The 12,010-nt window shown below is 49.2% G+C and carries 8 protein-coding genes and 1 pseudogene; 2 read left to right on the forward strand and 7 right to left on the reverse strand.

The window, feature by feature from the left end; genetic code table 11:
- Both FH968_RS23940 and ssb1 read right to left on the reverse strand, forming a co-directional pair.
- Nucleotides 1–249 (reverse strand): annotated as a pseudogene (locus FH968_RS23940) (hypothetical protein); the annotation flags it as partial.
- 1,648 nt (nt 250–1,897) lie between these two features.
- Nucleotides 1,898–2,443 (reverse strand): single-stranded DNA-binding protein SSB1, encoded by a 546-nt coding sequence (gene ssb1, locus FH968_RS19505; protein ID WP_139882411.1) that lies wholly within the window; start codon nt 2,441–2,443, stop codon nt 1,898–1,900.
- Nucleotides 2,444–2,671: 228 nt separating this feature from the next.
- Between ssb1 and uvrA the strand changes: the two genes are divergently transcribed.
- Complete coding sequence (gene uvrA / locus FH968_RS19510; RefSeq protein ID WP_139882412.1) at nt 2,672–5,497, forward strand: excinuclease ABC subunit UvrA; 2,826 nt, start codon at nt 2,672–2,674, stop codon at nt 5,495–5,497.
- Here the strand turns inward: uvrA and FH968_RS19515 are convergent, their stop codons facing one another.
- The 5 genes from FH968_RS19515 to dnaB form a co-directional block, all read right to left on the reverse strand.
- Nucleotides 5,498–5,851 (reverse strand): MmcQ/YjbR family DNA-binding protein, encoded by a 354-nt coding sequence (locus tag FH968_RS19515; RefSeq protein ID WP_139882413.1) that lies wholly within the window; start codon nt 5,849–5,851, stop codon nt 5,498–5,500.
- Nucleotides 5,852–6,022: 171 nt separating this feature from the next.
- The gene (aphA, locus tag FH968_RS19520; RefSeq protein WP_139882414.1) at nt 6,023–6,736 is read right to left on the reverse strand and encodes an acid phosphatase AphA; all 714 of its coding nucleotides are present in this window, start codon (nt 6,734–6,736) and stop codon (nt 6,023–6,025) included.
- Nucleotides 6,737–6,908: 172 nt separating this feature from the next.
- Nucleotides 6,909–8,102: an aromatic amino acid transaminase gene (gene tyrB, locus FH968_RS19525; RefSeq protein ID WP_139882415.1), complete on the reverse strand. Its 1,194-nt coding sequence runs from the start codon at nt 8,100–8,102 to the stop codon at nt 6,909–6,911.
- Between the two features lie 144 nt (nt 8,103–8,246).
- Entirely contained in the window at nt 8,247–9,326 is a 1,080-nt protein-coding gene (gene alr, locus FH968_RS19530) for an alanine racemase (RefSeq protein WP_139882416.1), read from the reverse strand.
- Between the two features lie 164 nt (nt 9,327–9,490).
- On the reverse strand, nt 9,491–10,897 hold the full coding sequence (gene dnaB / locus FH968_RS19535) for a replicative DNA helicase (protein ID WP_139882417.1): 1,407 nt from the start codon (nt 10,895–10,897) through the stop codon (nt 9,491–9,493).
- A gap of 78 nt (nt 10,898–10,975) precedes the next feature.
- Here dnaB and FH968_RS19540 point away from each other — a divergent pair, with 78 nt between their 5' ends.
- Nucleotides 10,976–11,959, forward strand: coding sequence for a quinone oxidoreductase (locus FH968_RS19540; protein WP_139882418.1), 984 nt, complete (start codon nt 10,976–10,978; stop codon nt 11,957–11,959).
- Nucleotides 11,960–12,010: the final 51 nt, after the last annotated feature.

The raw sequence follows: 12,010 nt of genomic DNA on the forward strand, positions 1-12,010 counted from the left end.
CAGTTTATTTTTATCCCAGACATGGGACAGTATTTCATCGTTAAGTATTATTCGGTTTTGCCCGTGCGTCAGTAAATACTCAAGTAGCCGCATCATCGTTATCCTTAATGTCATCACCTGTACCGATTTTTCCCGCTGTCGCGGTGCGTTCAGCCTGATAAGCCTCCTGCTATCTATATCTATCTGTACATCACCGATGATATAGCCAAAAAGCTCCTTTTCTTGACTCAAAAGTGTCTCTGCTGACATCCCACTCTCTCTTCATGTCTTCCAGTATGTAGGCGGTTAACTATCGGGGATTCAGAGTCACCTCTTTATGGTGCGCATTTAAACGTAAAAGCCATAAAGCATGCAACACCAGACACCATCGGATCATTCATCCACTTAATGCAATAAACAAAGCATATAAAGGCTATTTAATCGCAAAATAAGGTATAAACAATAATGATGGCATTCTAAAATACAGGGTAACTCTCAGTCATGCCGCGTTGTGGAATACAGAATAAGGCCTTTTATTTTTGGCTGAAAGTTAAAGGAGTGTAATCAGGATTTGATTTTAACTAAGCTAATTCTTGCCATACCAGGGTTCAGTACCTTACCCGCAGCCCGAGAGCAAACGGAGAGTCAACATGAAAGATAATTCACTGTTAGTTAATGTTTTTATTTTTCTCTTTGTGTCTGCAACAGACCTTGTAATGCCACAACGTTTTCCCCAGCAGACTGAAGTAAATTCGTGCCTTTGAATGAAATAAAAACCTGAATCAGGTTTTTTAGTCTGCAATTTACCCTAATCAGGATGATTTGGGGGCCAACATAGGGCATTAGATATCTCGCTGAGTGCCCTTTCAGGAAGAGAAACAACTAAGGACCATCCCGATGACCAACCTGTTGAAGGAAGGTGCTACAGATAAGAGCAAGAGTTGATACCGCCAAATCAGCGGGAGCAGGATATTAAAAGAAGGTCACCATGGTATTAGGTTTCAAGCCACCTGCAACAAGAAACATGTATTTCAAAATACATCATCAATTAACTTTGAAGATAATTGTTTTATGAGCCCTAAAACGATTACCTTAAGTTATTATTATCCGGACAAACAGCATTAAGTAATGATTTAGTTACTTTTTTGTGAGTGTCCGATAATGATCGTTGTACTCACTAACTTGCACTGAATCATCACTATTATTATGGTTTAATAAATCGATTATTCTGACTGAATTTTCATCAGTATTGCTTAATTTTTCTCTGTATTCCGGTCTGATGGCTTTAAAGAGAGTGTGATTATTGGTGTTCTTTATAGGAAAAAAACACTCAAGCCGCTCAATATAATTAGAAAAGTTGTCAGTCGGTTGTAACATGTTTTTGATGAGATCCAACCACGCTTATTAAGAGTGTGTGAAAGCCTGACGGGATATTTACTTTTAGGAAGAGTTCAGTTTCGTTCGACTGCAGAAGGGGATATCAAATAATTTCCCTTCACTACTGCATTTCGATATCTGGTTCGGAGTACGATGCTTTCTATTTCGTGTCTTTCCAGAATATGCCCCCCGTTTACTGCGATCATCAATACCACCCCCCAACGTTTTGAGTATTACATAAAGCAATTTTTATGCTCAAACTGTTTGTAATATATATTAGCCGCATCAGAACGTTTCGATGGTTAAGGGTAACGAATAAATTTGGAAACACCATGGGTAACAAATCCCCCCAAAAGAATGGAGTAACTTTTTCCTGAATTAAATTGGAATCGTTTTAACCCCCACTTTTTTTACATTATTACAAAGTATTAAATATCCTGATAATCGCCAAATTATTTTTTACTATTCCTATACCAATAAAAAACCCTGCAAAAAGCAGGGCTTTATTTTAAATTATTTACAAAAACATCAATGGTCAACTTTAGAAAGGAATATCGTCGTCAAAATCCATCGGTGGTTCATTGTTCGACGGAGCCGGTGCGCTCTGCTGAGGGCGCGCCTGTTGTGGTGCGCCACCGCCGCTGAACTGGTTGCCGCCCTGTGGCTGCTGAGGTTGGCCCCAACCGCCCTGCTGCTGACCCGCGTTGCCGCCACCAGCTGCTGCACCTGTACCGCCTGCACGACCACCCAGCATCTGCATGGTGCCGCCTACGTTAACTACGACTTCGGTCGTGTATTTTTCAACACCAGCCTGGTCAGTCCATTTACGAGTTTGCAATGCACCTTCGATATAAACCTGGGAGCCTTTACGCAGGTATTCGCCTGCAACTTCCGCCAGTTTGCCAAACAGCACAACACGGTGCCATTCAGTCTTTTCTTTAGTTTCGCCGGTTTGCTTGTCGCGCCAGGATTCTGACGTGGCCAGTGTAATGTTGGCAACTGCGCCACCATTTGGCATGTAGCGCACTTCCGGGTCATTACCCAGATTCCCGACGAGAATCACCTTGTTTACGCCTCTGCTGGCCATGGTCGTGTCTCCTGAAACGTTATATGAATAGTGTAAACCCTCGATTCTACCACGCTACCCCTAATGTTTATAGCTGCGGGATGCATTCCAGAATGTCGTGGCTGTATACATTATTGCAATAAAACACTGGATATTCATTCAGGTTTTATTGTGTCATAATTAGCCGTTTGTGATCGTCGGCGGCCTCCAGTGCGGCTTGGCAAAAAGCGTTTAAACCGGGAAAGGTGAATGGATAAGATCGAAGTTCGGGGCGCCCGCACCCACAATCTCAAAAATATTAACCTCGTTATTCCACGCGACAAGCTGATTGTCGTGACTGGGCTTTCGGGTTCTGGCAAATCCTCACTGGCTTTCGACACCTTATACGCCGAGGGGCAACGTCGTTACGTAGAGTCCCTCTCCGCCTATGCGCGTCAGTTTCTGTCATTGATGGAAAAGCCGGATGTCGACCACATTGAAGGCTTATCACCTGCGATTTCTATCGAGCAGAAATCCACATCGCATAACCCGCGTTCAACCGTCGGCACCATCACTGAAATTCACGATTACCTGCGCCTGCTGTATGCACGTGTTGGTGAGCCACGCTGTCCGGATCACGATGTGACTTTGGCGGCACAAACTGTCAGCCAGATGGTCGATAACGTTTTAGCACAGCCGGAAGGCAAGCGCCTGATGCTGCTCGCTCCAATCATTAAAGACAGAAAAGGTGAGCACAGTAAAACGCTGGAAAACCTGGCAAGCCAGGGCTATATCCGCGCAAGGATCGACGGCGAAGTGTGCGATCTGTCCGATCCACCAAAACTTGAGCTGCAAAAGAAACACACCATTGAAGTAGTGGTTGATCGTTTCAAAGTGCGTGAAGATATCGCGCAGCGCCTGGCCGAATCATTTGAAACTGCGCTAGATTTATCCGGCGGCTCCGCGGTTGTCGCGGATATGGACGATGAAAAAGCAGAAGAACTGCTGTTCTCGGCTAACTTCGCCTGCCCGATTTGTGGCTACAGTATGCGCGAACTGGAACCGCGTCTGTTCTCGTTCAACAACCCAGCCGGTGCCTGCCCGACCTGTGATGGGCTTGGTGTGCAGCAATATTTCGATCCTGACCGTGTCGTGCAAAATGGTGAGCTATCGCTTGCTGGCGGTGCGATTCGTGGTTGGGATCGTCGTAACTTCTATTACTTCACCATGATGCGTTCGCTTGCCGAGCATTATAAATTTGATATCGAAACTCCGTGGAACGAACTGAGTGACAGCGTGAAAACTGTGGTGCTCAATGGTTCAGGCAAAGAAAGTATTGAATTCAAATATATAAATGATCGTGGTGATACTTCAGTACGCCGCCATCCGTTCGAAGGCGTTCTGCACAATATGGAACGTCGCTATAAAGAAACGGAATCTTCCGCAGTGCGCGAAGAACTGGCGAAATTTATCAGCAACCGTTCTTGCTCAAGCTGCGAAGGTACACGTCTGCGTCGCGAAGCACGTCATGTGTTTGTCGAAAACACACCTTTGCCGACCATCTCGGACATGAGCATCGGCCATGCAATGGAATTTTTCCAGAACATGAAGCTCAGCGGCCAACGTGCGCAAATCGCTGAAAAAGTGCTGAAAGAAATCGGCGATCGCCTGAAGTTCCTCGTTAACGTCGGCTTGAATTACTTGTCTCTTTCTCGTTCTGCTGAAACCCTTTCCGGTGGCGAAGCGCAGCGTATTCGTCTGGCAAGCCAGATTGGTGCGGGTCTTGTGGGCGTGATGTATGTACTGGATGAGCCGTCGATTGGTTTGCATCAGCGCGATAACGAACGCCTGCTGGAAACCCTGATTCACCTGCGCGATCTCGGTAACACCGTGATTGTGGTGGAACACGACGAAGATGCAATCCGTGCCGCAGACCATATTATTGATATCGGCCCTGGTGCGGGTGTTCACGGCGGCCAGGTCGTTGCCGAAGGCACCTTGCAGAACATTTTAGATGCGCCGGAATCGCTCACCGGGCAGTTCCTCAGCGGCAAGCGTGAAATATCAATCCCAAAAAACCGTGTACCTGCCGATCCCGAAAAAGTGTTGAAGCTGGTTGGAGCGAAGGGTAACAACCTGAAAGATGTCACGTTGACGCTGCCTGTTGGCTTGTTCACCTGCGTGACAGGGGTTTCTGGTTCAGGGAAATCGACGCTGATAAACGATACCTTGTTCCCAATCGCCCAACGCCAGCTTAACGGCGCGACGATTGCAGAACCTGCGCCATATCGCGACGTTCAAGGTCTGGAGCATTTCGACAAAGTTATCGATATCGACCAAAGCCCGATTGGCCGTACACCACGTTCAAACCCAGCCACTTATACCGGCGTGTTTACGCCAGTGCGTGAGCTGTTTGCGGGTGTGCCAGAATCGCGTGCGCGTGGCTATACGCCAGGCCGTTTCAGCTTTAACGTGCGTGGCGGGCGCTGCGAAGCCTGCCAGGGTGATGGCGTAATCAAAGTTGAAATGCACTTCCTGCCGGATATTTACGTTCCGTGCGACCAGTGCAAAGGCAAACGCTATAACCGCGAAACGCTGGAAATAAAGTACAAGGGCAAGAGCATCCACGAAGTGTTGGATATGACCATCGAGGATGCGCGCGAGTTCTTTGATGCCGTACCTGCGCTAGCGCGTAAGCTGCAAACGCTAATCGACGTAGGTTTGTCTTATATTCGCCTTGGCCAGTCTGCAACGACACTATCCGGTGGTGAAGCACAGCGTGTGAAACTGGCGCGTGAGCTTTCTAAGCGTGGTACGGGCCAAACGTTGTATATCCTCGATGAGCCCACTACCGGCCTGCACTTTGCGGACATCCAGCAATTGCTGGAAGTGCTACATCAGCTGCGTGACCAGGGCAATACCATCGTGGTTATCGAACACAATCTGGATGTGATTAAAACCGCTGACTGGATTGTCGACCTCGGCCCAGAAGGCGGTAGCGGCGGCGGCGAAATTCTCGTTTCCGGTACGCCAGAGACAGTCGCAGAATGCGAAACATCACATACCGCTCGTTTCCTTAAGCCACTACTTAAATAGCTATCTCACATACTGCTGTCTGACTTGTTCAGGCAGCAGTGATAACGCCTGCTGATAAGAGGCATCAACCAGATAGTAAATTTGCGAATCCGGCAAAGACCCATCCAGATACAACGTGCTCCAGTGTGCCTTATTAAGGTGTGCACTCGGAAAAACGTCCTTATGCTGTTCACGAAGCAAATCAGCCAGATCGGGGCTTCCCTTCAGCGAGACCGCTGGACGCTGTTCCACGTCATGCACCATTGCATACATCACATCCGCTACTTTGATTTGTGTAGCCTTCCAGTTGCTATGAACAGTTTGCTCCGCTCCGGGTTTGTTCATGCAGTACTGCAATAGCTCCGAATTGGTCATTGTTATTCCCCTTGAAGGACTCCCATGAATACGATGTGCTGACCAGTTTAAGAGGCAGCCATCTCTAAGTGTGCGAGCTACTCGCCAAAAGGTAAAACCCAACAAGGAATTTTTGATGAAAAAAACGGCGATCTGCTTTCGCATACCGCCGCCTTTAACCACTGAATAAAATTAATATTCAGAGTTAACAATCACTTCTTCACCAAAAGCACCCGCTTTTGGCAATGGCTGATAACTGGAGTTTGAAGCACGTAGCAGGCGAATCCCTCGTGCACCCACATCTTGCGCTGCGGTAATGTCACCGTCTGAATCGCCATAGAACACTTTGATTTTCTTATCTTTCAACCACTGTGTTTTGGTATTTTGGCCTGGTTTATCGCCTGCAAAAATAACCGGATTAACGTTAGCTTGTGGGATCAGGAAATCTTTCTGTAGCGTTTGGGTCACGGTTTCTGTTTTGGTTGGGCTACGACCCGTCACAAAATAGATGCTGTCACCGCGTTTGAGGTGCATGGAAATGAGATTCTTCGCCACCTCTTTCGGCATGCTGAAATCATCCCAACCATTGTTCATTTTTTCCCAGAAAGCCGGATTTTTCAGGTAGTCCTGTTTACCAGGGGAATACTCTTTTTGCCCGCGATAAAAACCGGGGCTTGAAAAAAGAACCGTGTCGTCAATATCAAAACCAACAGCCATCGGCGCGCGGCCCAACAAGCTGTTTTCAATTTGCGCGACTGAAACCCAGTGAACGGGAACCTGTTGTGCCAATTGCGCAACGGTTACACCAGGGTTCAGGGGGGCGGGGGCAGATTCCTTCGCCAGGGCAGACTGATTCAATCCCAATAACAAACAAGCGGCACTCAATGCCAGTGTTAGCTTACGCATCATTTTCCCTTTAATTATGATTTGTGAGGGTGGTAAAGCAGAACAAATGGTCAAAAATCAGTTCGACCATACCGAGGTGAGAGGAGTAGAGAAAGGATTTTTTCGAGTTTTATCATATAAAAAGGCGATGATCACAGAATGCGAGCATCGCCTTAATTTAGTTGGTAAGCACTTACATTACTGCAGAGAAAGCCTGTGCTACACGCTGAACATTATTGCTGTTAAGCCCGGCGACACACATGCGGCCGCTGGCAATAAGGTACACGCCAAACTCATCGCGCAGACGATCAACCTGTGTTGCGCTCAGGCCGGTGTAACTGAACATCCCTCGTTGTTGTAGCAAGTAGTCGAAGTTCCGCTCTGGCATTTCGGCCTTCAGCACGGAGACCAACGCCTGGCGCATATCGAGAATGCGGCGGCGCATGGTTTCAACTTCTGCCAGCCAGTTGGCTTTTAGCTGTTCATCGTTCAACACCGCCGCCACAACTTGCGCACCAAAGTTTGGCGGGCTGGAGTAGTTACGGCGGACAGTCGCTTTAAGCTGCCCCAGCACGCGGCTTGCGGTATCAGTATTTTCACAAACAACCGACAACCCACCGACACGTTCGCCATACAGCGAGAAAATCTTAGAGAAAGAGTTGCTGACTAACGCAGGCAGGCCAGCGCTTGCAATGGCTCGAATCGCGTACGCATCTTCTTCCATGCCTGCACCGAAGCCCTGGTATGCAATATCCAGGAATGGAATTAGCTCACGCGCTTTGAGAATTTCAACAACCGCATCCCATTGCACATCAGCCAGGTCAGAACCCGTAGGGTTATGACAGCAAGGATGCAGCAGCACGATACTTTGTGCAGGCAGGGTTTGCAGGGTTTTCAGCAGTGTTTCGAAGCGCACACCATTGGTTTCGCTATCAAACCACGGGTAGGTATTTACTTCAAAACCGGCACCGTTAAAGATAGCGACGTGGTTATCCCAGGTCGGATCGCTGACCCACACTTGAGATTTAGGGAAATAGGTTTTCAGGAAGTCCGCTCCGACTTTCAACGCGCCTGAGCCGCCCAATGTTTGAATTGTGGCGATACGCCCTTCAAGCAGTGCCGGGTGATTTGCACCAAACAGCAGTGGCGCAATTGCGCTACGGTAGCTGTTCAGGCCTTCCATCGGCAGATAAATCGAGGCGCCATGCGGTTGGGCATTCAGACGTTCTTCCGCCAGTGCAACAGCCTGTAACTGCGGGATTACCCCATCTTCGTTGTAATAGAGGCCAATGCTGAGATTTACCTTGTCACTACGCGGATCGACTTTGAAACGCTCCATAAGGGAAAGGATTGGGTCGCCAGCATAAGCGTCAACTTTTTGAAACACGGTGGGTTCTCCTGGTTTACAGTGTTGCGAACAACCAATGTAAACCGGAAACTGGGAAGAGATCGAGGGGTTTATTCTTTGCAGGGCAATGTCGGATGTCGCTGCGCTAATCCGACCTATGCAACCCCCTCGATTAGACGGAGTTTAATCCATATACTCCATTGCAACCCTTGAAGTCAGGCGCGTGATAAGTTCGTAAGCACTCACTTTTGTTATTTCAGCGATTCTCTCAACGGGAAGATTGTCTCCCCACATCACCACACTATCACCCACTTTCTCTTCTGATTGCGGGCCAAGGTCGACACAAATCATGTCCATCGCAACACGTCCAACAATTGGCACTTCGCGGCCATTCACCAGCACTGGCGTGCCAGAGGGTGCCGCACGTGGATAGCCATCACCATAACCGATGGCAACCACGCCCAGACGAGTATCGCGCTCGGCAATCCAGGTGCCGCCGTAACCCACAGCTTCACCAGCTTTGTGTTCGCGAACCGCAATCAAGCTGGAGGTTAGCGACATCACAGGTTGGAAGCCGAAGTCTGCACCCCACGGTTTTTGCTCCAGCGGAGAGACACCGTAAAGAATGATGCCAGGTCGAACCCAATCCATGTGCGAGTCGGGCCATAATAAAATTCCGCCAGATGCGCTAATGGAACGCTGACCCGGTTTGCCTGCGGTAAACGAGTTGAAAATATCGAGCTGACGCGGTGTTGCATCAGATTCAGGTTCATCTGCACGAGCAAAATGGCTGACGATATTCACCGGCTGGCTGACATTTTTACAGCGCGAAAGCCGCTGATAGAAGGCTTCAGCTTCATGGGGCAAGATGCCCAAACGGTGCATTCCGGTATCCAGCTTCATCCATACGGTAATCGGATGGCTTAACTCAGCCTGTTCAAGTGCTTCGAGCTGTTCGAGGCAGTGGACGGCCGTCTGGAAATTCTGTTCGGCGATTGTCGGAAGGTCGCTTGCGTTAAAAAAGCCTTCCAGCAGCAGAATCGGTTGGGTAATCCCACCCGCGCGCAACCGAACGCCTTCTTCAAGACGAGCAACGCCGAAAGCATCGGCGTCGGTCAGTGTTTGGGCCGTCTCCAGCAGACCATGCCCATATGCGTTTGCTTTCACAACCGCCACCATACGACTGTTCGGAGCCAGTTCGCGTAGGTGTTGCAGGTTGTGTCGCAGAGCGCGGCGGTTAATTTTTACGGTTGCCGCTTGCATGTTTATTCCTTGCTCAATATGTAAATTAAACAGTGCAAATCCTCTAAATCATTCAAGACACAACGAGGCGGCCAGGGAGCTCATCCCGATGAGCTTACTAAAGTAAGTGATTCGGGTGAGTGAGTGCAGCCAACGCAGGTGTGACTTGAAGGATGACGAGGGTTTTAGTCTTCGTCGTATTGCGGGCCTGCATAGTTATCGAAGCGCGACCATTGACCGTTGAACGTCAAACGTACCGTACCGATTGGACCGTTACGCTGTTTACCGAGGATAATTTGTGCGATGCCTTTCTCGTCACTGTTGTCGTTATAAACTTCATCACGATAGATAAACATGATTAAGTCGGCATCCTGCTCGATGGAGCCAGATTCACGCAAGTCGGAGTTTACCGGGCGTTTATCGGCACGTTGTTCCAGGGAGCGGTTAAGCTGCGAGAGCGCCACGACCGGCACCTGTAGCTCTTTTGCCAGCGCTTTTAGCGAGCGTGAGATCTCCGCGATTTCCAGCGTTCGGTTGTCAGAAAGCGACGGTACGCGCATCAACTGAAGGTAGTCGATCATGATCAGGCTCAGGCCGCCATGTTCACGATAGATACGGCGTGCGCGGGAGCGAACTTCAGTTGGCGTCAGGCCGGAGGAGTCATCAATGTACATATTGCGCTTCTCAAGCAGCATACCCATCGTGCTCGAAATACGCGCCCAGTCTTCGTCGTCCAACTGGCCGGTACGGATTTTGGTTTGATCGACGCGGGAAAACGACGCCAGCATACGCATCATGATCTGCTCCCCGGGCATTTCGAGGCTAAAAATAAGTACCGGTTTATCCTGGGTCATCGCTGCGTTTTCGCACAAGTTCATGGCGAAGGTGGTTTTACCCATCGACGGACGCGCGGCCACGATGATCAGATCTGATTTCTGTAGGCCAGCGGTTTTCTTGTTCAAATCCTGGTAGCCCGTGTCTACGCCCGTTACACCATCGTGTGGCGTCTGGTAGAGCGTTTCAATGCGCGAAACTGTCGCTTCCAGGATTTGGTCGATGCTTTTTGGTCCTTCGTCTTTATTCGCGCGGCTTTCAGCAATCTGGAAAACACGTGATTCGGCGAGGTCGAGCAAATCTTCGCTGCTACGCCCTTGCGGATCGTAACCGGCATCGGCGATTTCATTCGCCACGGCAATCATTTCACGAACAACGGCACGTTCACGCACGATATCGGCGTAAGCGTTGATGTTCGCCGCACTTGGCGTGTTTTTAGACAACTCGGCCAGATAGGCGAACCCGCCTACGCTTTCCAGATTCCCCTGTAATTCAAGAGATTCCGAGAGCGTGATCAGGTCGATAGGCTTGCTCATCTCCAGCAAACGCTGCATTTCGGTGAAAATTAAGCGGTGCGGACGGCTGAAAAAATCGTTGGCCACGACGCGCTCGGAAACGTTGTCCCAGCGTTCGTTGTCCAGCATTAAACCGCCCAATACCGACTGCTCCGCTTCCAGAGAATGTGGCGGCATTTTCAGCCCTTCCATCTGACGATCGCGGGGTTCTTTCGGTTTGTTGAAGGGTTTATTTCCTGCCATAGTGAGGGAGTTACCAAAATCAGATAAGAGAGACGAGAGTTTACTCTATCTCCCTCCGAGGAAACAGAAGGAGTTCTCATGGCAACACGCATTGAATTTAGTCAGCACGGCGGGCCAGAAGTCTTAAAAGCCGTCGAATTTACCCCAACTCCCCCCGCAGAACACGAAGTACAAGTTGAAAACAAAGCGATTGGTATCAATTATATAGATACCTATATCCGCAGCGGTTTATACCCACCGCCGATGCTACCAAGTGGGCTCGGTACCGAAGCAGCAGGCATGGTGAGTAAAGTCGGTAGCGCGGTAACGCATCTTAAAGTTGGTGATCGCGTGGTCTACGCGCAATCTGGCTTAGGTGCATACAGTAGTGTTCATAACGTGCTGGCAGATAAAGCCGCGAAACTCCCCGATGCCATCACTTTTGAGCAAGCCGCTGCGTCATTCCTCAAAGGCTTGACGGTCTATTATCTGCTACGCAAAACCTACGATATCAAAGCCAATGAAGTTTTCTTGTTCCATGCAGCTGCAGGTGGCGTGGGATTAATCGCGTGCCAGTGGGCCAAAGCGCTGGGAGCCAAACTGATTGGAACCGTGGGTTCTGCGCAAAAAGCGGAACGCGCCAAAAGTGCCGGAGCCTGGCAAACTATTAACTATCGCGAAGAAAATCTCGTCGAGCGTGTAAAGGAGATTACTGGCGGTAAAAAAGTCGCGGTAGTTTATGACTCGGTGGGTAAAGATACCTGGGAATCGTCGCTTGATTGCCTTCAACGACAAGGTTTGATGGTGAGCTTTGGTAACTCTTCGGGCCCGGTAACGGGTGTGAATCTGGGGATCCTCAATCAGAAAGGCTCGCTGTATGTTACTCGTCCGTCACTAAATGGTTACGTGACCACGCGCGAAGAACTGAAAGAAGCGTGCAACGAGTTGTTCTCATTGATTGCCAGTGGTGTGATAAAAGTCGATGTCGCTGAAAACCAGAAATTTGCTCTGAGCGATGCAGCCCTTGCTCATAAAACGCTAGAGAGCCGCAGTACACAAGGTTCTAGTTTGCTGATTCCATAAAAGAATTTGGGCTTCCCTTAGGAAGCCCATTCTTTTTTTGTTCGCTCTGTC

Origin of the sequence: Buttiauxella sp. B2, assembly GCF_006376615.1 — a bacterium.
Classification (GTDB): Bacteria; Pseudomonadota; Gammaproteobacteria; order Enterobacterales; family Enterobacteriaceae; genus Buttiauxella.